The 22,826-nt window shown below is 70.6% G+C and carries 20 protein-coding genes; 11 read left to right on the top strand and 9 right to left on the bottom strand.

Features of this window, described 5'->3' with window-relative positions; all coding sequences use genetic code 11:
* Positions 1–142: 142 nt before the first annotated feature.
* The 3 genes from ACFWBD_RS31965 to ACFWBD_RS31955 form a co-directional block, all read right to left on the bottom strand.
* Positions 143–748: a TetR family transcriptional regulator gene (locus ACFWBD_RS31965; RefSeq protein ID WP_385674454.1), complete on the bottom strand. Its 606-nt coding sequence runs from the start codon at positions 746–748 to the stop codon at positions 143–145.
* Positions 745–1,602, bottom strand: coding sequence for a sugar phosphate isomerase/epimerase family protein (locus ACFWBD_RS31960; RefSeq protein ID WP_385674451.1), 858 nt, complete (start codon positions 1,600–1,602; stop codon positions 745–747). Before ACFWBD_RS31960 ends, ACFWBD_RS31965 begins: the two co-directional genes overlap by 4 nt.
* A gap of 149 nt (positions 1,603–1,751) precedes the next feature.
* A complete protein-coding gene (locus ACFWBD_RS31955; protein WP_385674448.1) occupies positions 1,752–2,684 on the bottom strand; it encodes a Ppx/GppA family phosphatase in 933 nt (310 codons plus the stop codon).
* Between the two features lie 71 nt (positions 2,685–2,755).
* On the opposite strand from ACFWBD_RS31955, the gene ACFWBD_RS31950 reads away from it, so the two are divergent.
* A complete protein-coding gene (locus ACFWBD_RS31950; protein WP_385674445.1) occupies positions 2,756–3,649 on the top strand; it encodes a hypothetical protein in 894 nt (297 codons plus the stop codon).
* Positions 3,650–3,801: 152 nt separating this feature from the next.
* Here ACFWBD_RS31950 and ACFWBD_RS31945 read toward each other — a convergent pair whose 3' ends face one another.
* Positions 3,802–5,559 (bottom strand): hypothetical protein, encoded by a 1,758-nt coding sequence (locus ACFWBD_RS31945; RefSeq protein WP_385674442.1) that lies wholly within the window; start codon positions 5,557–5,559, stop codon positions 3,802–3,804.
* 309 nt (positions 5,560–5,868) lie between these two features.
* Between ACFWBD_RS31945 and radA the strand changes: the two genes are divergently transcribed.
* Positions 5,869–7,278: a DNA repair protein RadA gene (radA, locus tag ACFWBD_RS31940; protein WP_385674439.1), complete on the top strand. Its 1,410-nt coding sequence runs from the start codon at positions 5,869–5,871 to the stop codon at positions 7,276–7,278.
* An 80-nt stretch (positions 7,279–7,358) separates the two neighbouring features.
* Positions 7,359–8,483, top strand: a complete 1,125-nt coding sequence (gene disA / locus ACFWBD_RS31935) for a DNA integrity scanning diadenylate cyclase DisA (RefSeq protein ID WP_385674436.1) — start codon at positions 7,359–7,361, stop codon at positions 8,481–8,483.
* Positions 8,484–8,513: 30 nt separating this feature from the next.
* Here the strand turns inward: disA and ACFWBD_RS31930 are convergent, their stop codons facing one another.
* Positions 8,514–9,350 (bottom strand): hypothetical protein, encoded by an 837-nt coding sequence (locus tag ACFWBD_RS31930; RefSeq protein ID WP_385674433.1) that lies wholly within the window; start codon positions 9,348–9,350, stop codon positions 8,514–8,516.
* Positions 9,351–9,609: 259 nt separating this feature from the next.
* Between ACFWBD_RS31930 and ACFWBD_RS31925 the strand changes: the two genes are divergently transcribed.
* From ACFWBD_RS31925 to cseC, 5 genes are all read left to right on the top strand, one after another.
* Positions 9,610–10,542 carry an A/G-specific adenine glycosylase gene (locus ACFWBD_RS31925; protein WP_385674430.1) on the top strand — a complete coding sequence of 311 codons (933 nt, stop codon included), beginning with the start codon at positions 9,610–9,612 and terminating at the stop codon, positions 10,540–10,542.
* Positions 10,543–10,842: 300 nt separating this feature from the next.
* Positions 10,843–11,385 (top strand): SigE family RNA polymerase sigma factor, encoded by a 543-nt coding sequence (locus ACFWBD_RS31920; RefSeq protein WP_020132466.1) that lies wholly within the window; start codon positions 10,843–10,845, stop codon positions 11,383–11,385.
* Positions 11,370–12,029 (top strand): hypothetical protein, encoded by a 660-nt coding sequence (locus ACFWBD_RS31915; RefSeq protein ID WP_385674426.1) that lies wholly within the window; start codon positions 11,370–11,372, stop codon positions 12,027–12,029. Before ACFWBD_RS31920 ends, ACFWBD_RS31915 begins: the two co-directional genes overlap by 16 nt.
* A 301-nt stretch (positions 12,030–12,330) precedes the next feature.
* Positions 12,331–13,032 (top strand): two-component system response regulator CseB, encoded by a 702-nt coding sequence (gene cseB / locus ACFWBD_RS31910; RefSeq protein ID WP_020132468.1) that lies wholly within the window; start codon positions 12,331–12,333, stop codon positions 13,030–13,032.
* A 28-nt stretch (positions 13,033–13,060) separates the two neighbouring features.
* A complete protein-coding gene (cseC, locus tag ACFWBD_RS31905) occupies positions 13,061–14,395 on the top strand; it encodes a two-component system sensor histidine kinase CseC (protein ID WP_385674423.1) in 1,335 nt (444 codons plus the stop codon).
* 208 nt (positions 14,396–14,603) lie between these two features.
* Here the strand turns inward: cseC and ACFWBD_RS31900 are convergent, their stop codons facing one another.
* Positions 14,604–16,190, bottom strand: coding sequence for an MDR family MFS transporter (locus ACFWBD_RS31900; protein WP_385674420.1), 1,587 nt, complete (start codon positions 16,188–16,190; stop codon positions 14,604–14,606).
* A gap of 165 nt (positions 16,191–16,355) precedes the next feature.
* Here ACFWBD_RS31900 and ACFWBD_RS31895 point away from each other — a divergent pair, with 165 nt between their 5' ends.
* On the top strand, positions 16,356–16,943 hold the full coding sequence (locus ACFWBD_RS31895; RefSeq protein WP_385674417.1) for a TetR/AcrR family transcriptional regulator: 588 nt from the start codon (positions 16,356–16,358) through the stop codon (positions 16,941–16,943).
* An 11-nt stretch (positions 16,944–16,954) separates the two neighbouring features.
* On the opposite strand, the gene ACFWBD_RS31890 is transcribed toward ACFWBD_RS31895, so the two are convergent.
* Entirely contained in the window at positions 16,955–17,539 is a 585-nt protein-coding gene (locus tag ACFWBD_RS31890; RefSeq protein ID WP_385674414.1) for a M23 family metallopeptidase, read from the bottom strand.
* A 518-nt stretch (positions 17,540–18,057) separates the two neighbouring features.
* On the opposite strand from ACFWBD_RS31890, the gene ACFWBD_RS31885 reads away from it, so the two are divergent.
* Positions 18,058–18,696: an HAD family acid phosphatase gene (locus ACFWBD_RS31885; RefSeq protein WP_385674412.1), complete on the top strand. Its 639-nt coding sequence runs from the start codon at positions 18,058–18,060 to the stop codon at positions 18,694–18,696.
* Between the two features lie 94 nt (positions 18,697–18,790).
* On the opposite strand, the gene ACFWBD_RS31880 is transcribed toward ACFWBD_RS31885, so the two are convergent.
* A complete protein-coding gene (locus ACFWBD_RS31880) occupies positions 18,791–21,319 on the bottom strand; it encodes an ATP-dependent Clp protease ATP-binding subunit (protein WP_385674409.1) in 2,529 nt (842 codons plus the stop codon).
* 430 nt (positions 21,320–21,749) lie between these two features.
* On the opposite strand from ACFWBD_RS31880, the gene ACFWBD_RS31875 reads away from it, so the two are divergent.
* Positions 21,750–22,391, top strand: coding sequence for an SCO3374 family protein (locus ACFWBD_RS31875; RefSeq protein WP_385674406.1), 642 nt, complete (start codon positions 21,750–21,752; stop codon positions 22,389–22,391).
* On the opposite strand, the gene ACFWBD_RS31870 is transcribed toward ACFWBD_RS31875, so the two are convergent.
* Positions 22,370–22,705: an Lsr2 family protein gene (locus ACFWBD_RS31870; protein ID WP_351764850.1), complete on the bottom strand. Its 336-nt coding sequence runs from the start codon at positions 22,703–22,705 to the stop codon at positions 22,370–22,372. The genes ACFWBD_RS31875 and ACFWBD_RS31870 overlap by 22 nt on opposite strands.
* Positions 22,706–22,826: the final 121 nt, after the last annotated feature.

The raw sequence follows: 22,826 nt of genomic DNA, 5'->3' as shown, positions 1-22,826 counted from the left end.
CTCGCTCCTTCAGAGACTGCGATCAGAGACTTCTGACTGCTAACGAGCGTACGCCGGTCATCCAGGGGTCGGACACGGCGTCCGTATATCGGGACGAACGTCTCACCCTCCCGGGCCGCGCCTCACCCTCCCGGGCCGCGTTTCACGGCCCGGTCAGATGTCCCTGTACGACCGGTGCCACACGCGCGATGATCAGCTCCAGGTCCGCCGAGGCCAGCGGCTCCACCTTGATCACGTACCGCAGCATCGCGCAGCCCACCAGCTGCGCGGCCGCCAGTTCGGCACGCAGCTCGGCGTCCGGCAGATCGAGCCGGCCGGCGATCCGGCGCAGCACCAGGGAGGCCACCATGCGGCGGAAGACGGCGGCCGCGGTGTCGTTGTTCACGGCCGAGCGCACGATCGCCAGCAGGGGCTTACGGGTCGTGGGGTTCTCCCAGACGCCGAAGACGAAGCGGGCGAGCCGCTCGCCGACCTGGTCCAGCGGGCCGTCGGCGACCGCTTCCGGGGCGCCCAGCGCGGGCGCGAAGGCGACCTCGATGGACGCCTCGAAGATCTGCTCCTTGGTGCCGAAGTAGTGGTGCACCAGCGCCGAGTCCACACCGGCGGCCTTCGCGATACCGCGCACGGACGTCTTGTCGTAGCCCCGCTCGGAGAATTCCTCGCGGGCGGCCGTCAGGATGCGGTCGCGGGTGTCCGCCGACTCCGTACGAGGGGGGCGGCCGCGTTTACGTGCGGTGACGCCGGTCATCGGCGGGGCGCCTTCGCCGCGGGGGACGGGGCCGACGGCGCCGTCGACGAGGCGGAGGCCAGGTGCAGGCGCGTGAAGGCCAGGGCCTCCGCCAGGTCGGCCTCACGTTCGGCGCCAGACATCGCGCGCCGCGTGTTGACCTCGATGACGACGTGCCCGTCGAAGCCGGTCAGCGCGAGCCGTTCCAGCAGCTCGGCGCAGGGCTGGGCGCCGCGGCCCGGGACCAGGTGCTCGTCCTTGGCCGAACCGTTTCCGTCGGCCAGGTGGACGTGGCCCAGGCGGTCGCCCATGCGGTCGATCATCTGCATCGCGTCCGCGCGGGCCGTGGAGGCATGGCTGAGATCGATCGTGAAGTGCCGGTAGTCGTCCTTCGTGACGTCCCAGTCGGGCGCGTACGCCAGCATCTCGCGGTCGCGGTAGCGCCACGGGTACATGTTCTCGACGGCGAACCGTACGTCCGTCTCGTCCGCCATCCGCCAGATGCCCGTGACGAAGTCCCGCGCGTACTGGCGCTGCCAGCGAAACGGCGGGTGGACGACGACCGCGCTCGCACCGAGCTTCTCCGCCGCCGCGCGGGCCCGCTGGAGCTTGGTCCACGGATCGGTCGACCAGACCCGCTGCGTGATGAGCAGGCAGGGGGCGTGGACGGCGAGGATCGGGATGCGGTGGTAGTCGCTGAGTCTGCGCAGCGCGTCTATGTCCTGGCTGACGGGGTCGTTCCAGACCATGACCTCGACGCCGTCGTATCCGAGGCGCGCGGCGATCTCGAAGGCCGTCGCCGTCGACTCCGGGTAGACCGAGGCCGTCGACAGGGCGACCTTCGCATCCGGGATCCGCACGACTGGCTCTGCCATGGGGGACAGGTTACGGGGTGCGGTCACCCGGGTGCCGGGCCCCCGGCCGTCGTTGTGGCGTTCGCCACGGGCGGGTGCGCGTGCGGCCTGGTGGCTCACGCCTGCGCGGCGGAGCCGGCCATGTCACGGCCGCGCGCCCGGCAGGCCCGTCACTCCGACGCCAGGTGATCGAGTTTGCGCAGGATGACGCCCTCCCTGAGCGCCCAGGGGCAGATCTCCAGGTTCTCCACGCCGAAGAGGTCCATCGCCCCCTCCGCGACCAGCGCGCCCGCCAGGAGCTGGTTGGCGCGGCCCTCGGAGACGCCCGGAAGCTCCGCTCGCTGGGCGGTCGTCATGCCCGCCAGGCGGGGCACCCAGGCTTCGAGCGACTCGCGCTTGAGCTGCCGCTGGGCGTACGGGCCGTCGACGGAGCGGGCGGCTCCGGCGATGCGGGCGAGCTGCTTGAACGTCTTCGACGTGGCGACGACGTGGTCGGGGGCGCCGAACCGCTTGAACTCCCCGACCGTGCGGGCGATCTGCGCACGGGCGTGGCGGCGCAGGGCTCGTATGTCCTCGGGGTCGGGCGGGTCGCCGGGCAGCCAGCCCGCGGTGAGCCGGCCGGCGCCGAGCGGCAGCGAGACGGCCGCGTCGGGTTCCTCGTCGATGCCGTAGGCGATCTCCAGTGAGCCGCCGCCGATGTCCAGGACCAGCAGCTTTCCGGCGGACCAGCCGAACCAGCGGCGGGCGGCCAGGAAGGTGAGCCGGGCCTCCTCGGCGCCGGTGAGGACCTGGAGCTCGACGCCGGTCTCGGCCTGCACGCGCGCGAGGACGTCGTCGGCGTTGCTGGCCTCGCGCACGGCGGAGGTCGCGAACGGCAGCAGGTCCTCCACGCCCTTGTCCTCGGCGGCCTGGAGCGCCTCCCGGACCACGGCGATCAGTTTGTCGACGCCCTCCGGGCCGATCGCCCCGTCCTCGTCGAGGAGTTGGGCAAGGCGCAGTTCCGCCTTGTGCGAGTGCGCGGGCAGGGGGCACGCGCCCGGGTGTGCGTCCACCACCAGCAGATGCACCGTGTTCGATCCCACGTCGAGGACACCGAGTCTCATGTAGGGAACGCTACTGCCCACAGCGCCGCTGGCCGTCCCCGAAGCGGCTCCCGGCGACTTACCCTGGACGAGTGCCAAAGACGAACAAGGCGAAGACCGACAAATCGACCGACGGTTCTTCGCGGGCGAAGCCGGTGAAGCCACCGAAGAAGTCGAACAAGGCCCAGGCGGCGGAAGTGAAGGCCCTGGCGGCGAAAGCTCTCGCCGCGGACGAGAAGGGCCTCGACTTCGCGCGCGCGTGGGTGGAGTTCCCCGACCCCGCGGACGACGAACAGGTCTTCCGGTGTGACCTGACATGGCTGACCTCTCGCTGGAACTGCATCTTCGGCAGTGGCTGCCAGGGCATCCAGCCGGGCCGCGCGGCCGACGGCTGCTGCACCCTGGGCGCCCACTTCTCCGACGAGGACGACGAGAAGCGCGTCGCCGGACACGTGGCGCGGCTCACGCCGGACATCTGGCAGCACCACGCCGAGGGCGTCCGGGACGGCTGGGTCTCGGAGGACGAGGAGGGCTCCCGCCAGACGCGCCCGTTCAACGGCTCGTGCATCTTCCAGAACCGCCCCGGTTTCGCGGGCGGCGCGGGCTGCTCGCTGCACATCCTGGCTCTCAAGGAGGGCCGCGAGCCACTGGAGACCAAGCCGGACGTCTGCTGGCAGCTCCCGGTGCGCCGGACGTACGACTGGATCGACCGGCCCGACGACACGCGCGTGCTCCAGGTGTCGATCGGTGAGTACGACCGCCGCGGCTGGGGTCCGGGCGGCCATGACCTGCACTGGTGGTGCACGTCCGCGACCTCGGCACACGGCGCGGGCGACCCGGTGTACGTCTCCTACCGCCCGGAACTGACCGAGCTGATGGGCAAGGCCGGCTACGACCGCCTGGCCGAGCTGTGCGACCAGCGCCTCGCCTCACAGCTCCCGCTGCTGGCGCCGCACCCGGCGGACCCGGCGCGCCCGACGGGCTGACGGAGGGACCGGCCGACGGACCGACCGGCCGACGGACCGACCGGCCGACCGGCCGACCGGCCGACGGACCGACGGGCCGTCGGCCCGGGCTCCTCGGTTCCGGTGGATCGCCGGGACCGCCCCGCGCGGCCCGTGGCGCCCACGGCTGACCCCTACGACGTCTCCGGGCCCGAGGGGTCGCTGTCGTCGGACGGCGGGTTCGAGCCCTCCGAGTCGCTCGGGGACGGGTCGCCCGGTGTGGGCTCCGGGTCGGCGGAGGACGGCGGATCGGTCGGGGTGGGATCCGGGGAGGACGGCACCGTGGGCGTCGGTGCCGGATCGGACGACGGAGGCCGACCGCCGGGGCCGCCCGGGCCGGGGCCGTTGCCCGGGCCCGGGGGGCCGGGTGCGGTGCCGTAGCCCTCGATGGAGACGACGGCGCCCGCCGGAGCGACGGCCACGCGCGCGTGCCACCGCCCGGAGGGCTCGCGCAGATGATCGACGTACACCTTGACCGTCACCGACTCGCCTGGCTTCAGCGTGCCCGTGGAGCGGCTCAGATACAGCCAGGAGGCCGCCGTGGTGGCCGACCAGCGGACCGGCCCGTCGCCGTCGGCCGCCGCGGTGAGGGTGATGAGCGTGGTGTCGCCCCTGTTGGCGGCCGTCACGGAGAGCTTGCCGGCGGCGCTCCTGCCGAGTCCTGTGACGCCGACGACCTCCACGGAGACATCCGGTCCGTCGCCCTTGGGGAGACCGGTGCCGGGGCGGGTGCTGGCGTTTCCCGCGTTCTCGTAGCCGCCGACCGTCTCACCGTCGAGGCTGTCGGGGCCCTGCGCCTCGCTGGCGCTGGCCGAGCGGCCCTCGACCCCCTCCCCCGTCGGTGTGCCCCGGTAGGCCGCCCACAGGGCGAGCACGGGAGCGGCGACGACGGTGGCGACGACGGTCGTGGTCACGGCACGCGCGCGTAGCCGCTCCCGGCGGGCGGCCCGGTCCTTGGGGTCCATCGGGAAGCCCCGCCGGTCGTAGCGCGGTGCGGCGGCTCCCCGCGCGCGCGGGAGGTGGGCCATGGCCATGTGCAGCTCCCCGCGGGGCGCTGCCAGGACGGGCAGCTCGGCGGGGGTGACACCGGCGCCGGGCCAGCGGCCGGGGACGGCGCGTTCGGCGGCCCGGCGGCAGCGCGGGCAGTCGTCGACGTGCCGGACGAGTTCGCGGCGCAGGGCGGCGCTGAGCACCAGTTGGTTCTCGCCTGTGAGACGGGCCACACCGGGACAGCCGCCGGTCTCGACGACGGCGAGCGCCGCGCGCGTGCGCTCGACCTCGCAGGCGGCGGAGGCGAGCAGTTCGCGGGCGGCGGCCAGGTCCTTGCCCAGGACGGCGGCGACCTCATGGGGGGCGAGGTGGTGGCGTACGGCGAGTTCGAGCGCCTCGCGCTGCTCCGGGGTGGTGCCGGCGGCCTCGGGCCAGGCGAGCTGGGTCAGCTCCCGCCGCCGCTGCTCCCTGGCCTCGTCGGAAGCGGGCGGGCCCGCCGACGCCGTGGCGCTCGCGGCCGTCGCCGGTTTCGCGCCCGGCTGCCGACGGGCGCCGTGACGGGCCGCGGCGTGCGTGCCCTGACGTTTCTGCTTGGCCTCGGTGAGCTTGCGCAGGCACGCCCAGCGGGCCAGCGCGTACAGCCAGGCCCGGCGGTCGCCCGCCGCGTCGGGACCACGCTGGCCACGCCGTTCCGCGAACGCGAGGACGTCGCCGAGGGCGGCGGTGGCCGCTTCGTGGTCGCACAGGACGGACAGGCAGTAGGTGAACAGGCCGTCCAGGTAGGGCTCGTAGCGCGCGGGGGGCCGCTGCGCGAGCGTGCGCGCCGCAGCGCCGTCACGCGCCTCCCGGTGCGCCCGGTGCGCGCCGGTCGTGCGGGTCGAGATTTCCGGGCTGCTGCTCATCACCCGTGCGACCGTAGGCGGCGCGGAACTAGGTCTACTTGTCCCTTGAGTCCTTTTAATCCGTACGGGTGAAACGATCCCTCATAAGGGGACAGGGAAGGGGGGTCACATGGCTCGTTCGTGACGAGGGGTGGCCAAATCACAAGGGGTGCCCGCCCCCTCCCGGGGGGCGCGGGCCCACGCGGGGCGACGCCGAGGCTGCGCAGAAGCGCTGCCGAGGCCTTGCCGAAGGGCTCAGGACGGGTGCCCGGCGCGGCCGGTTGTCCACAGGCAGGTCGGGCTGTCAGTAGCGGCGGCTACGGTTTCCCCATGGCTGCCCGTACGAAGACCACCAAGGACCGTCCGTCCTACCGCTGCACGGAGTGCGGCTGGCAGACGGCCAAGTGGCTCGGCCGCTGCCCCGAGTGCCAGGCCTGGGGGACGGTCGAGGAGTACGGCACGCCCGCGGTCCGTACGACGGCGCCGGGGCGCGTCACCACGTCCGCCCTGCCCATCGGCCAGGTCGACGTGCGTCAGGCCACCGCCCGCCCCACGGGCGTGCCCGAGCTGGACCGGGTCCTCGGCGGCGGACTCGTACCGGGCGCGGTCGTCCTGCTGGCCGGCGAGCCGGGCGTCGGCAAGTCGACCCTGCTGCTGGACGTGGCGGCCAAGTCGGCGAGCGACGAACACCGCACGCTGTATGTGACCGGTGAGGAATCGGCCTCCCAGGTCCGGCTGCGCGCCGACCGCATCGGCGCCATCGACGACCACCTGTATCTGGCCGCCGAGACCGATCTGGCGGCCGTCCTGGGCCACTTGGACGCGGTGAAGCCGTCGCTGCTGATCATGGACTCGGTGCAGACCGTGGCCTCTCCGGAGATCGACGGAGCGCCCGGCGGCATGGCGCAGGTCCGCGAGGTCGCCGGCGCCCTGATCCGCGTCTCCAAGGAACGCGGCATGTCCACGCTTCTGGTGGGCCATGTCACGAAGGACGGCGCGATCGCCGGCCCCCGCCTCCTCGAACACCTCGTGGACGTCGTGCTGAGCTTCGAGGGAGACCGCCACGCGCGCCTGCGCCTGGTGCGGGGCGTGAAGAACCGCTACGGCGCCACCGACGAGGTCGGCTGCTTCGAACTGCACGACGAGGGCATTACGGGCCTTACGGACCCGAGCGGACTTTTCCTGACCCGACGTGACGAACCGGTCCCGGGTACCTGCCTGACGGTCACCCTGGAGGGCCGCCGCCCCCTGGTCGTCGAAGTGCAGGCCCTCACGGTCGACTCCCAGATCCCCTCGCCCCGCCGCACGACGTCCGGCCTGGAGACCTCCCGGGTGTCGATGATGCTGGCCGTCCTGGAGCAGCGCGGCCGGATCAGCGCCCTGGGCAAGCGGGACATCTACTCGGCGACGGTCGGCGGTGTGAAGCTCTCTGAGCCCGCCGCGGACCTGGCGATCGCCCTCGCCCTGGCCTCCGCCGCGAGCGACACCCCACTGCCCAAGAACCTGGTCGCGATCGGCGAAGTCGGGCTTGCGGGCGAGGTCAGACGGGTCACCGGCGTCCAGCGCAGGCTCTCGGAAGCACACCGTCTGGGCTTCACGCACGCACTCGTGCCGGGCGATCCCGGCAAGATCCCCGCGGGCATGAAGGTCCTGGAAGTCGCGGACATAGGGGACGCCCTGCGGGTCCTGCCGCGCTCCCCTCGACGAGACGCCCCACGGGAGGCGGAGCAGCGCCGGTAGACTTTGCCCTGGTCTCGCCCGTCCGTACGAAACGAGTGCGCGAAACGGGGGCGTCCCAGACCTGTGACCGGAGGAGTGCAGTGGCAGCCAACGACCGGGCGGCAGCTCCCGGAAAGTCCGGCGGGAGTTCCGGTGCCGACGGCCTGATGCGCGCCGCGCTGAGCGCGGTGGCTCCCGGCACCGCGCTTCGCGACGGCCTGGAGCGGATCCTTCGCGGCAACACCGGCGGACTCATCGTGCTGGGCTCCGACAAGACGGTCGAGTCGATGTGCACGGGCGGGTTCGTCCTGGACGTGGAGTTCGCGGCCACGCGCCTGCGTGAGCTGTGCAAGCTCGACGGCGGCATCGTGGTCTCCTCCGACCTGTCGAAGATCCTCCGGGCAGGCGTCCAGCTGGTGCCGGACCCGACCATCCCCACGGAGGAGACGGGCACCCGGCACCGTACGGCGGACCGGGTCAGCAAACAGGTCGGCTTCCCGATCGTCTCGGTCTCCCAGTCCATGCGTCTGATCGCCCTGTACGTCGACGGACAGCGCCGCGTCCTGGAGGACTCCGCGGCGATCCTGTCGCGCGCGAACCAGGCGCTGGCGACCCTGGAGCGCTACAAGCTCCGCCTGGACGAGGTCGCGGGAACGTTGTCAGCGCTGGAGATCGAGGACCTGGTGACGGTCCGGGACGTCTCCGCGGTGGCCCAGCGGCTGGAGATGGTGCGCCGCATCGCCACCGAAATCGCCGAATACGTGGTCGAACTGGGCACGGACGGGCGACTGCTCTCCCTCCAGCTCGACGAGCTGATCGCGGGTGTGGAGCCGGAGCGCGAGCTGGTCGTCCGGGACTACGTGCCCGAGCCCACGGCCAAGCGCTCCCGCACGGTCGACGAGGCGCTGTACGAGCTGAACGCGCTGAGCCACGCCGAACTCCTCGAACTGCCCACGGTGGCACGCGCGTTGGGCTACACCGGATCCCCCGAGGCCCTCGACTCGGCGGTCTCGCCCCGCGGCTTCCGCCTGCTGGCGAAGGTGCCGCGGCTGCCCGGCGCCATCATCGACCGCCTCGTCGATCACTTCGGCGGCCTCCAGAAGCTCCTCGCCGCGAGCGTCGACGACCTCCAGACGGTGGACGGCGTGGGCGAGGCACGGGCCCGCAGCGTCCGCGAGGGCCTGTCACGACTGGCGGAGTCGTCGATCCTGGAGCGGTACGTCTAGGGCCTGTCCGGCCGGCACTGCCGGGTCGGTCTAGTCGTCCTTCAGCACGAACGACGTCTGTGCCTTGGCGAACCCCGGGGCCTTGGCCTCCACCAGGTACGTACCGCTTCCGGCCGCCCCCGCCGGAGGCGTCGCGCACTCGGGGGCGCTCGGCTTGCGGTCCCACTTCACGGTGTACGTGAAGCTGTCCCCGGCCGGCACCCGGTACAGCAGGCTCCCGGCCGGCCTGGGGCAGTCGGCGGACGACCAGTACGCGTCGTCGCCGCCTGTCTGAGTGATCGTCAACACCGCGGCCTTCGGCCCGAGATCGACCTTGCAGTCGCTTCCCGAGGCGTTCTTCGCGATCAACTGGAACGTGGGCGTCTGGTCGGGCGAGTAGGAGTTCTGGACACTCCGCAAGGTCAACGTGACCCCGCCGGCGGTGCAGTTGGGCAGGGTCGTCCCGGCCGGCAGCGTCGTCCCCGTACCGCTGGCGCCGCCACTGCCACCGCTGCCGCTGCCACTGCCGTTGGCGCCGTCGTCGGTACTGCCGGCACCCGCCGAGTCACCGTCCGAGCCGCCTGAGCCGGTGCCGTCGCCCGAGCCGGAACCCGAGCCGGACCCGCTGGAGGTGCCGTCGCTCGACTCGTCGCGTCCACCCGGGTTCTGGCTGATCGCGGGCCCCGATCCGGACGGCCCCGGCGTGATGGAGGAGGCGGGATTCTTGCCCCCGCCGCCGTCGGCACCGTTCTTGCTGCCGCCCCCGCCCGAGGTCACCACCCACAGGGTCACCAGCGCCAACAGGGCGCACACGGACAGCAGTACGACCCTCCGACGCCAGTAGATGGAGGAGGGAAGCGGCCCGACCGGATTGCGCAGAGATCCCACGGCGCAAACTGTACGAGAGATCGACGGGTTAACTGGCCCCACCCGCCGCCAGGGGCGCAACTTTTCCGGATCATCATCCCGGAACCCCATTTCCCCCGTGCCCGACTTCGGTCCGCGCGGCCACCCTTCCTTGCCGATCGCACCCGTTGCACCTCTGGCCACGGCCCCGGGCACGCGCGCGTGGCGCGCCCGCGGGACCCCGCCCGGCCGAGTGGCGGTACGCGCGCGCCCCGGTCCGCATGGCAGGATCGGAAGGGCCATGACTGCGCCCACGAAGCCCCCGCACCGCTCCCCCGCCCGCTCCGACGTCGACGCCCCTGCGGCGGACCTGCACTCCCCGGTGATCGACTGGTTCGACGAGAACGCCCGTGACCTGCCCTGGCGGCGCCCCGAGGCCGGCGCGTGGGGCGTGATGGTCAGCGAGTTCATGCTCCAGCAGACACCGGTCAGCCGTGTCCTGCCGGTCTACGAGCAGTGGCTCGCCCGCTGGCCGCGCCCGGCCGACCTGGCAGCCGAGGCCCCGGGCGAGGCCGTACGCGCGTGGGGGCGGCTCGGCTATCCGCGCCGGGCTCTGCGGCTGCACGGCGCGGCGGTGGCGATAACGGAACGGCACGGCGGCAACGTGCCCTCGGGTCACGCGCAGCTCCTCGCACTGCCCGGCATCGGCGAGTACACGGCCGCGGCCGTCGCCTCCTTCGCCTACGGGCAGCGGCACGCCGTCCTGGACACCAACGTCCGCCGGGTCTTCGCACGCGCCGTCACGGGTGTGCGGTACCCGCCGAACGCCACCACGGCCGCCGAGCGCAAGCTGGCCCGCGCCCTGCTGCCCGACGACGAGCCGACCGCCGCACGCTGGGCGGCCGCGTCCATGGAGCTCGGCGCACTCGTCTGCACGGCGAAGAACGAGACGTGCGTGCGCTGTCCGATCGCGGCGCAGTGCGCCTGGCGGCTCGCGGGCAAGCCGGAGCACGACGGCCCGCCGCGCCGGGGGCAGACGTACGCGGGCACCGACCGGCAGGTCAGGGGCAAGCTGCTCGCCGTCCTGCGGGACGCGCACACCCCCGTGCCACAGGCCGCCCTGGACCAGGTGTGGCACGAGCCGGTGCAACGCGCGCGTGCGCTGGACGGCCTCGTCGCGGACGGACTCGTGGAGCCGCTCCCGGGCGGGCTGTACCGCCTGCCGCTGACCTGACGCTCGGTCATTTCACAGGTACGCGGCTTCATCACGGCCTTCTCCGGCCTTTTGTCACGCCCAACAGCCGGACAAATTGGCCCAGAGCCGAGCCATTCGGCCTGTGTCTCTACCCCAAACCTCTTTCCGTTACACAACCGACGGACAGCTGAGCGCTGGCCGAAGGCTGCCTCGGACAACGCCGTGACAACACCTCCGTAGCTTCATTTGCGTACCCGGCAGGACCACGAGGGCTACAGACCACAGGCAGTGAACCGGCGGCGGCAGTCCGCCGGTACGGGGAATCGGAGGCGGTTGACCATGGCACAGGGTGAGGTGCTCGAGTTCGAGGAATACGTCCGCACGCGGCAGGACGCGCTGCTGCGCAGCGCCCGACGCCTGGTCCCGGACCCGGTCGACGCGCAGGACCTCCTGCAGACCGCGCTGGCCCGGACGTACGGCCGCTGGGACGGCATCGCGGACAAGCGGCTCGCGGACGCCTACCTGCGCCGGGTCATGATCAACACACGCACCGAGTGGTGGCGGGCCCGCAAGCTCGAGGAGGTTCCCACCGAGCAGCTCCCGGACGCGCGTGTGGACGACTCCACCGAGCAGCACGCCGACCGCGCCCTGCTGATGGACGCGATGAAGGTGCTCGCTCCGAAGCAGCGCAGTGTCGTGGTGCTGCGACACTGGGAGCAGATGTCCACGGAGGAGACGGCCGCCGCCCTCGGCATGTCGGCCGGAACGGTCAAGAGCACGCTGCACCGGGCGCTCGCCCGGCTCCGCGAGGAGCTGGAAGCCCGCGATCTGGACGCACGCGCGCTGGAGCGTGAGGAGCGGGAGCGTTGCGCGGCGGCCTGACCGAGGCCGGGCCCACACCGGCCCGAAGCACCATCCAGGCGGCGCTCACGGCGATGTCCGTGCTCGCCGCCCTCGCCCTTTCCGTCTCCGCCTGCGCCACCGGCGGCACCGGCGCCCGTGACGAGGGTCCGGCTCACGCCGACGCGGTGGCGGGCGCCGGCACCTCCCCGTCGGCCGCCTCCACCGGCCCCCCCGACCGGACGGAGGCGGTCCGGCTGATCAAGGACGACCCCGAGGTCTCGGCGGGGGTCAAGCGCGAGCTGCAGCCCTGCGTCGGCGACGAGTACCCGGTCGACGTCTCGTACGGCGACCTCACCGGCGGCTCCGGCGACGACATCATCGTCAACGTTCTCACCTGCGGTGACGCCGTCGGCATGGGCTCGTACGTGTACCGGAAGGAAGACGACGGCTACCGGAACGTGTTCCAGGCCGAGGAGCCTCCCGTCTACGCGGAGATGGACCGGGGCGACCTGGTGGTGACCAAGCAGGTGTACGAGAAGGGCGACCCGGTCTCCGACCCGTCCGGTGAGAACGTGATCACGTACCGCTGGGCCTCGGGCCGCTTCGTGAAGGAGTACAGCTGGCACAACGACTACAGCAGCATCGTCGGTGACGACCCGACGGTGGCGCCGGAGGCGAGCTGACCTGCCCGGACGCGGCCGACCGAGAAACTCTCCGGCAACGTGAACCGATCGGGCCGCTGGTTCCGATCAATGGACGGACGGGCAAGGACGAGCGGGGACGGGCGGGAACGCGCAAGGACGGACCGCAGGGAGAGACGGACAGGGATCGCGCGCGGAGTGAACGCTCGTCGCGCTCCACGCGTCCAAGCAAGGGGCACACACGACAGTTCACCGACAGGTGAGCGACAGGACGCAGGCGGAACCCCGTCAGACTGACGACCGCACGCACACGAGACCGCATACGAGAACTGAGAGCACCGGGATGGCAGACCAGACCCACGTCCTGTTCGTCGAGGACGACGACGTCATCCGCGAGGCCACCCAGCTCGCCCTCGAGCGGGACGGCTTCGTGGTCACCGCGATGCCCGACGGACTGTCGGGTCTGGAGGCGTTTCGTGCCGACCGCCCCGACATCGCGCTGCTGGACGTCATGGTGCCCGGCCTGGACGGCGTGAGCCTGTGCCGGCGCATCAGGGACGAGTCCACCGTGCCGGTGATCATGTTGTCGGCGCGTGCCGACTCCATCGACGTCGTCCTCGGCCTGGAGGCCGGCGCCGACGACTACGTGACCAAGCCCTTCGACGGCGCCGTGCTCGTCGCGCGGATCCGCGCCGTGCTGCGCCGCTTCGGTCACGCGGGCGGCGGCGACCGCACCGAGCCCGCCGCCTCCACGGCCGGCGGTGTGCTGTCGTTCGGTGATCTGGAGATCGACACGGAGGGCATGGAGGTGCGCCGGGCCGGGCAGCCGGTGGCGCTGACCCCGACCGAGATGCGCCTGCTGCTGGAGTTCTCCTCCGCTCCGGGCACGGTCCTCTCGCGCGACAAACTGCTGGAGCGGGTGTGGGACTACGGCTGGGGCGGCGACACCCGGGTCGTGGACGTCCATGTGCAGCGGCTGCGGACGAAGATCGGCCAGGACCGTATCGAGACGGTCCGCGGTTTCGGCTACAAGTTGAAAGCCTGAACGGGGCAGGGGCGGGAGGATGCGGGGGATGATCCGGCAGCTGGTTCCGGCTCGCAGGGAGCGCGTGGGCATCCGCACGGGGCTGCGATGGAAGCTGAGCGCGGCGATCGCGCTGGTCGGCGCACTGGTGGCGATCGCGCTCAGTCTCGTCGTGCACAACGCCGCACGCGTGTCCATGCTCGACAACGCGCGGGACCTCGCCGACGAGCGCGTCCAGATCGCCCAGCACAATTACGAGCAGTCGGGGCGGCTGAACTTCCCCAACGTCAAGATCGACGACTCCAGCCTGCCGCCTTCGTTGCGCGAGAAGGTCCAGGAGGGCCGCCGGGCCACCTTCGTCGCCGACCGCACGGGCGGGGTGCCGGACATCTGGGCGGCCGTGCCGGTCAAGGACGGGCATGTGCTGTCCCTGCACACCGGCTTCACCGACCGCAGCACCGACATCCTCAACGATCTCGACCAGGCCCTGGTGATCGGCTCGATCGCGGTCGTCCTCGGCGGCAGCGCGCTCGGCGTCCTCATCGGCGGGCAGCTCTCGCGCCGGCTGCGCAAGGCGGCGGCCGCGGCGAACCAGGTCGCGAGCGGCGAGCCGAACGTGCGGGTGCGAGACGCCATCGGCGGGGTCGTACGGGACGAGACCGACGACCTGGCGAGCGCCGTGGACGCCATGGCGGACGCGCTTCAGGAGCGGCTGGAGGCCGAGCGCCGGGTCACCGCCGACATCGCGCACGAACTGCGCACCCCGGTGACGGGACTGCTGACGGCAGCCGAGCTGCTGCCGCCCGGCCGGCCGACCGAGCTGGTCCTGGACCGGGCGAAGGCGATGCGCACCCTGGTCGAGGACGTGCTGGAGGTGGCCCGTCTCGACGGTGCCTCGGAGCGCGCCGAGCTGCAGGACATCGTGCTGGGCGAGTTCGTGGCCCGACGGGTAGCGGCCAAGGACCCGGACGTCGAGGTGCGGGTGGTGCACGAGTCGATGGTCACGACCGACCCCCGGCGCCTGGAGCGCGTGCTGTTCAACCTGCTGGCCAACGCCGCCCGGCACGGCAAGCCGCCGATCCAGGTCACCGTCGAGGGCCGGGTCATCAGGGTCCGCGACCACGGTCCCGGTTTCCCCGAGGATCTGCTCGCGGAAGGACCCAGCCGCTTCCGCACGGGCAGCGCCGACCGGGCCGGGCACGGACACGGGCTCGGGCTGACCATCGCGGCGGGTCAGGCCCGGGTACTCGGCGCCCGGCTGACCTTCCGCAACGTACGGCCCGCGGGGGCCCCTGGACACGTACCGGCCGAGGGCGCCGTCGCCGTCCTGTGGCTGCCCGAGCACGCGCCGACGAACACGGGAAGCTACCCGACGATGCCGTGACGGCGGACACCGTGCGGGCGCGTGGCACGGCGGGATCGGGGAGACGCCGCGGGCGACATGACCGGTCCGGTACCGGCGACCGGCAGTCCCTCTCACCTCGGGAGAGCGGCGTCGGCTCACCATCGGGAGAGGCGCCGGGTCGGGCGCACAGACCACAGGCCCCCCGGGGCGGACAACCGCCGGGGGGCCTGCGTTCACGACAGCGCGGTCAGACTGCCTCGACCAGGGGCGGCTGCGTCGCGGCAGCGCCGTCGGCCGGCTCGTCGCCGTCCTTCTGCGGCCCCGCTCCCTTCAGCGGGACCTCCTTGACGAACACCGCCGCCACCAGCGCGACCACCGCCACCACGGCTCCCAGCAGGAACGCCGAGTGGGTGCCGGACGACACCGCGTGCTGGTAGGCCTCACGGGCTGCGGCGGGCAACTTGGCCAGGCTGGCCGCGTCCAGTTGCGCGGACTGCTCGGTGAGCTTCGAACCCAGCGCGCCGGCCCGCTCGGACATGACGTCCTGGACGCGGTTGTTGAACAGCGCGCCCATGATCGCGACGCCGAAGGAGGAGCCGAGCGTACGGAAGAGGGTGGTGGACGAGGAAGCGACGCCCATGTCCTTCATCTCGACGCTGTTCTGCGCGACCAGCATCGTGATCTGCATGAGGCAGCCCATGCCGAGGCCGACGACGGCCATGAACACACCGGAGGTGAGGCGGCTGGTCCCGGTGTCCATGGTGGACAGCAGGTACAGGCCGATGACCATCGCGACGCTGCCGACGAGCGGGAAGACCTTGTACTTGCCGCTGTTCGTGGTCACCCGGCCCGCCACCATCGAGGTGACCAGCATGGCGCCGAGCATCGGCAGGAGCAGCAGACCGGAGTTGGTCGCGGAGGCGCCCTGCACCGACTGCTGGTACAGCGGCAGGAAGAGGGTGGCGCCGAACATCACGAAGCCGGTGACGAAGCCGATGATCGACATCAGCGTGAAGTTGCGGCTGCGGAAGATGTGCAGCGGCACGATCGGCTCGGTGGCTCTGGTCTGCCAGAACACGAACCCGATGAGCGAGGCGACGCCGATCCCGATGAGCTCCATGATCCGCGCGGACGACCAGGCGTACTCCGAGCCGCCCCAGGTGGTGACGAGGACGATGGAGGTGATCCCGACGGTCAGCAGAGTGGCGCCCAGGTAGTCGATCCGCGACTGCGAGCGCTTCCTCGGCAGGTGCAGAACGGCGCTGATGAGGGCCAGCGACACCACGCCGAGCGGCAGGTTGATGTAGAAGGACCAGCGCCAGCCCCAGTTGTCGGTGATGGTGCCGCCGACCAGCGGGCCGCCGATCATCGCGAGCGCCATGACGCCGGCCATCATGCCCTGGTACTTGCCGCGTTCCCGCGGCGGGATGAGGTCGCCGATGATCGCCATGACGCCGACCATCAGACCACCGGCGCCGAGGCCCTGGACCGCGCGGAAGCCGATCAGTTCGCCCATGTTCTGGGCCATGCCGCTCAGTGCGGAACCGATCAGGAAGATCACGATCGACGTCATGAAGGCGCCCTTGCGCCCGTACATGTCGCCGATCTTGCCCCAGATCGGGGTGGAGGCCGCGGTCGCGAGCGTGTACGCCGTCACGACCCACGAAAGGTGTTCGAGCCCGCCGAGTTCGCCGACGATCGTCGGCATCGCCGTGCCCACGATCATGTTGTCGAGCATCGCGAGCATCATCGTGATCATCAGCGCGAGCAGGACGACCCGCACGCTCCTCGGCTGTTTCTCCGCCTCGGTCTCGACTGTCTTCGTGTCCGCCATGGTTGCCACTCCCCTGGGCTTCCCCCCGGCCGGCTACTTACTTGCCGCCCGGCTAGTTCAGTACACTGGGAAGGTAGACCTGCAACTAGCCGGGCGTCAAGTAAGTTTCCGCATCTAACTAGCCGGACGGCAAGTAAGTTTCGCGGGAACGCGAGGCCCACGAGAATGGACGTCACCATGGACGGCACGAAGCAGCAACGGCGCGGCGACACCCGCCAGCGCATCCAGGACGTCGCACTCGAACTCTTCGCGGAGCAGGGCTACGAGAAGACCTCCCTCCGCGAGATCGCGGAACGGCTGGAGGTCACCAAGGCTGCCCTGTACTACCACTTCAAGACCAAGGAAGAGATCATCGTCGGCATCTTCACGGATCTGACGAAGCCGGTCGAGGACCTGATCGAGTGGGGCGGGAACCAGCCGCACACCCTGGACACCAAGCAGGAGCTCATACGGCGCTACAGCCGGGCCCTCTCCGAGGCGACCCCGCTCTTCCGCTTCATGCAGGAGAACCAGGCGACGGTGCGGGAACTCCAGATCGGCGACTCGTTCAAGGACCGCATGCGGGGCCTGCGCGACATCATCATCGACCCGGACGCCCCCCTCGCCGACCAGGTCCGCTGCGTGAGCGCCATCTTCACGCTGCACGCCGGCATGTTCTTCCTCCAGGACCTCGAAGGCGACCCCGAGGACAAGCGCGCAGCCGTCCTCGAGGTCGCCATCGATCTGGTGACGCAGGCGCACCAGGGCACCTGATCACATCGGCGTCAGACCTTCACGCCCTTGCCGTGCAGGAAGGTGACCGGGTTGATCGCCGAGCCGTAGTTGGCGGTCGTACGGATCTCGAAGTGCAGGTGGGGACCGCTGGAGTTGCCGGTGCTGCCGGACAGGGCGATCTTCTGGCCCGTCTTGACGACCTGGCCGACCTTCACGTGGATGCTCGAGAGGTGGGCGTACTGCGAGTAGACGCCGTTGGAGTGCTTGATCACGATGGCGTTGCCGTAGGCGGGGCCGTCACCGGCGCCATTGCCACCGGCCTTGACCACGGTGCCGCCGTGCGCGGCCATGACCTTGGTGCCCGTCGGCACGGCGAAGTCCTGACCGCTGTGGGTGGACTGCCACATCGCGCCGGCCTGGGCGTAGCCGGCGGACAGGGTGTACTTCTTCACCGGGTCGATCCAGGAAGCGGCCGAGGCGGCCGTCTTCGCCGCGGCGGGCGCGGCGGCAGGCGCGGCGGCGGACGCCACTCCGGTACCCAGCACGACCGAGGCGCCCAGGGCGGCGGCGCCGACGACCACGCGAGTGCGGAGCTGGGACGTACGGGAAGAACGGAACGTGACGCGCTGGAACATCGAAGACCTCATGGGGACGGGGACAGAGGAAACCACCCGGCGTGAACCTCCGCCGAAGTGGCCATCTCTTGGTAACCCCGGGGCGCACAGACCCCCAAACGTGTGATCTACGACGTAACCTAGTACTTCACCCCAAAACTTCCCACTTCTTGACAGAAGCCCCTTTCCGGACACACTCGACACCCGCCCACACGGGAGGCCTGAGAGGCGATCGAGACCTCTGGGCCATAAGTCCGTTTTAGTCCGATTTAGGTTACGACTAACCGGCCTAGTAGGGTCCGAAACGCCTGTGCTCCATGTCACCGGCCGCCCCCTGCAAGGGACTTCGGAATGTGACGGCGGCTACTCCCCTACCCCGTAAGGCACTTGTGACCCCGCTCACGTTCGTATGCACGGGTCTGTGACCGGGCTCTCATCGGCCTCTACCGTCCAGTAACCCGCTGGTTCCCCCCAGGCCACTCCCAGCGATCAGCATGCTCACGACACCGGTAGCGCAAGGACGCGAGAGGACCCCACACATGACCAGAGGCAGCTGGACGCGGCGTATCGCCATGACCACCGTGGCGACGGCAGCCGTCACGGCGATGGCCGTACCGGTCGGCGCCCAGGCCGCGACGGCCACCGGCACCTCCACCGTCTCCACCGCAGCCGCAGCCGCTGAGGACGTCGACTACGCCACCTGGCAGCAGGACTGCCAGGCCGTGGTGAACCAGGCCCTGCCGACGCTGAAGCAGCGCATCGCCGCCACCAAGCCGGGCGAGAAGCAGGCGATCGTCTTCGACATCGACAACACCACCCTGGAGACCGACTTCGGCTTCAGCTACCCCCAGCCGGCCAACAAGCCGGTCCTCGACGTGGCCAGGTACGCCCAGGAGCACGGCGTCTCGCTGTTCTTCGTCACCGCCCGCCCGGGCATCATCTCCGGGGTGACCGACTACAACCTCAAGTACGTCGGCTACAAGGTCTCCGGCCTCTACGTACGCGGCTTCCTGGACCTCTTCAAGGACGTCGCCACCTACAAGACCGCCCAGCGCGTCGACATCGAGTCCAAGGGCTACACGATCATCGCGAACATCGGCAACAGCGCCACCGACCTCTCGGGCGGCCACGCCGAGACGACGTACAAGCTGCCGGACTACGACGGCCAGCTGTCGTAGGTCCCCACATGGCCGTGCGGGGCCTGCGGAACGCATGCGAAAGGGGCCGGTGCTGTGAAGCACCGGCCCCTCTCTTCGCTCAGTCCCCGCAGGGTCAGGCGTCCTTGCTCAGGTTCGGTCCGGCGCCGCCGGCCGCCTGCTCGATCGGCGGGACGTCCGGCAGAGCCGACTTCTCCTCGCCGCGGAAGGTGAAGGTCTTGGTCTCACCCTCGCCCTCGGTGTCCACGACCACGATGTGACCGGGGCGCAGCTCGCCGAAGAGGATCTTCTCCGAGAGCGTGTCCTCGATCTCGCGCTGGATGGTGCGACGCAGCGGGCGCGCACCCAGCACCGGGTCGTAGCCCTTCTTCGCCAGCAGCTCCTTCGCGGCCTGGGAGAGCTCGAGGCCCATGTCCCGGTCCTTGAGGCGCTCGTCGACCTTGCCGATCATCAGGTCGACGATCTGCAGGATGTCCTCCTGCGTCAGCTGCGGGAAGACGACCACGTCGTCGACACGGTTGAGGAACTCGGGGCGGAAGTGCTGCTTGAGCTCGTCCGAGACCTTGTTCTTCATGCGCTCGTAGTTCGACTTCTTGTCGCCCGAGGCCGCGAAGCCCAGGTTGAAGCCCTTGGAAATGTCCCGGGTGCCGAGGTTGGTCGTCATGATGATGACCGTGTTCTTGAAGTCCACGACCCGGCCCTGGGAGTCGGTCAGGCGACCGTCCTCCAGGATCTGGAGCAGCGAGTTGAAGATGTCCGGGTGGGCCTTCTCGACCTCGTCGAAGAGGACGACGGAGAACGGCTTGCGACGGACCTTCTCGGTCAGCTGGCCGCCCTCTTCGTAGCCCACGTATCCGGGGGGCGAACCGAAGAGCCGCGACACCGTGTGCTTCTCGCTGAACTCCGACATGTCGAGGGAGATCAGCGCGTCCTCGTCACCGAAGAGGAACTCGGCGAGCGCCTTGGACAGCTCGGTCTTACCGACACCGGACGGACCGGCGAAGATGAACGAACCACCGGGACGCTTCGGGTCCTTGAGGCCCGCACGCGTACGACGGATCGCCTTCGACAGCGCCTTGACGGCGTCGATCTGGCCGATGACCCGCTTGTGGAGCTCGTCCTCCATGCGCAGCAGGCGGCTCGACTCCTCCTCGGTCAGCTTGAAGACCGGGATGCCGGTGGCGGTCGCGAGGACCTCGGCGATCAGCTCGCCGTCGACCTCTGCGACGACGTCCATGTCGCCGGCCTTCCACTCCTTCTCCCGCTTGGCCTTGGCGGCCAGGAGCTGCTTCTCCTTGTCGCGGAGGGAGGCGGCCTTCTCGAAGTCCTGCGAGTCGATCGCGGACTCCTTGTCGCGGCGGACGCCGGCGATCTTCTCGTCGAACTCGCGCAGGTCCGGCGGCGCGGTCATCCGGCGGATACGCATCCGGGAACCGGCCTCGTCGATCAGGTCGATCGCCTTGTCCGGCAGGAAGCGGTCCGAGATGTACCGGTCGGCCAGGGTGGCGGCCTGGACCAGCGCCTCGTCGGTGATCGAGACACGGTGGTGCGCCTCGTACCGGTCGCGCAGACCCTTGAGGATCTCGATCGTGTGCGGCAGGGACGGCTCCGCGACCTGGATGGGCTGGAAGCGGCGCTCGAGGGCCGCGTCCTTCTCCAGGTGCTTGCGGTACTCGTCCAGCGTGGTCGCACCGATGGTCTGGAGCTCACCGCGGGCCAGCATCGGCTTCAGGATCGAAGCGGCGTCGATGGCGCCCTCGGCGGCACCCGCACCGACCAGCGTGTGCAGCTCGTCGATGAACAGGATGATGTCGCCGCGGGTGCGGATCTCCTTGAGGACCTTCTTCAGGCGCTCCTCGAAGTCACCGCGGTAGCGGGAACCGGCGACCAGGGCGCCGAGGTCCAGGGTGTAGAGGTGCTTGTCCTTGAGGGTCTCGGGCACCTCGCCCTTGACGATGGCCTGGGCGAGACCTTCGACGACGGCGGTCTTGCCGACGCCGGGCTCACCGATCAGGACCGGGTTGTTCTTGGTACGGCGGGACAGCACCTGCATGACCCGCTCGATCTCCTTCTCGCGCCCGATGACCGGGTCGAGCTTGGACTCACGAGCGGCCTGGGTGAGGTTCCGGCCGAACTGGTCGAGGACCAGGGACGTCGAGGGCGTGCCCTCGGCAGGGCCACCACTGGCGCCGGCGGTCTCCTTGCCCTGGTAACCGGAGAGCAGCTGGATGACCTGCTGCCGCACCCGGTTGAGATCTGCGCCCAGCTTGACGAGGACCTGGGCGGCGACGCCCTCGCCCTCGCGGATCAGGCCGAGCAGGATGTGCTCCGTGCCGATGTAGTTGTGTCCCAGCTGAAGGGCCTCGCGGAGCGACAGCTCCAGGACCTTCTTGGCACGGGGGGTGAAGGGGATGTGCCCGGACGGGGCCTGCTGGCCCTGGCCGATGATCTCCTCCACCTGCTGGCGGACCGCCTCGAGCGAAATCCCGAGGCTCTCAAGGGCCTTGGCGGCGACACCCTCACCCTCGTGGATCAGGCCCAGGAGGATGTGCTCGGTGCCGATGTAGTTGTGGTTGAGCATCCGGGCTTCTTCCTGAGCCAGGACGACAACCCGCCGCGCGCGGTCGGTGAACCTCTCGAACATCGTTAATCGCTCCTCAGAGCGGTCAGGCAGTGGGGGGAACTTCCCCTCCCTGTCCTTCCGCAGCTTAGTCCCGCAAGCGGGGACCGCTCATTCCAACTGCCGACACCGTCGATGGCCTCCTGACCCCGAACGCCGACATCTGCTCCAACCCGATGGTGCGAGACGATGTTCCCGCAGGCCAGGCAGATACCCCAGTCGCCAGTACGCCGATGGCGAACGTGAGACGGCCTTTCCTGCGTGTCGCCCCCTCCCACTAGGGATGTCTTACCCGCTGCAACCGACAGTCCATGCCGTGCGCACCGGTCCCCTCCGCTACGGGCGAACAACCTTGCGCCTCCCGACACCCCCACGCGCCCCGTTTGTCGACACAGGGCGCATCCGTTCAAACACCCAGCGTAACCCGCGGACCTTTTCGGCGGTTGGACTTGGCATGGTTGGCTCAGTCCCACCGGCTGCCTGCTCGGCCGCCGCCGCGATCCTCACGGTCCCCCTCCCGCGACGCCCGCTCGACCCGGATGATCCGGCCGACCGGATCCGCGGCTGGTACGAGAACGAACTGGACTGGCCGACGGTGCCCGGAGAGCCGGTACGACTTTTGGTGGGCGAGCGCTTCGACGTGCTGGACGTGCCGGCCGAGGCGGGCCTCGCCGCGCTGCGGCGACTGGCGCCGGGCTCGCCGGTGGCCGTGCGGGGCGACCGGATGCGGCTGCTGGTGGCGGCGGGCGGCGCGGAGGAGGTGCCGGGGATCCTTCGGTGGCTGGAGTGGGGCGCGCTGCCACTGGATCTGACGGCGATCGGCGCGGGCGAACTCATCGAGGCTCCGCTGCCGCCCCCCGGCGGGAGCCGGGACCGCGATGCGGGTCCGCACCGTCCCGGGGCGGTGCAGGGGGCCGCCGTCTGGCTGCGGCCCCCCGTGGCAGGGCGCGAGGCCGAGGCCTCGCTGCCGACGATGTCGGCACTGGGGGGCGTTGGGGGCGCCCCCGATCTCGTACGGCTGGTGGACACGCTGGCGACGCACTGTCACCGTGTCCGGCTGCGGCGCGCGAGCGCTCAGCCGTTGGCCTTCTCGTAGGCCTCACGAATGGACGCCGGAACGCGGCCGCGGTCATTGACCTCGTGACCGTTTTCCTTGGCCCACGCGCGGATCTGGGCCGTGTCCTGGCTGCCACCGGTGGCGGCACGCGCCTTTCCACGCCCGCCCGCGGCACGGCCTCCGGTGCGACGGCCACCCTTCACGTAGGGCTCGAGAAGTCCACGGAGCTTGTCCGCATTGGTAGTCGTGAGATCGATCTCGTAGGTCTTGCCGTCCAACGCGAACGTCACGGTCTCGTCCGCCTCGCCGCCGTCGAGGTCGTCGACAAGAAGGACCTGAACCTTCTGTGCCACCGGATTTCCTTTCATCGAAAACGTGAGGGCCGGGGATCCGCGGCGTACGCCGTTTAGCCGCGCCCTGATATATGCAGTACAGCAGTACGTCGGAAAGCAAACCGCTTTTGCTGGGAAAACA

Origin of the sequence: Streptomyces sp. NPDC060002, assembly GCF_042737245.1 — a bacterium.
Taxonomy (GTDB): domain Bacteria; phylum Actinomycetota; class Actinomycetes; order Streptomycetales; family Streptomycetaceae; genus Streptomyces.
This window is presented reverse-complemented; position numbering and strand designations above follow the sequence as displayed.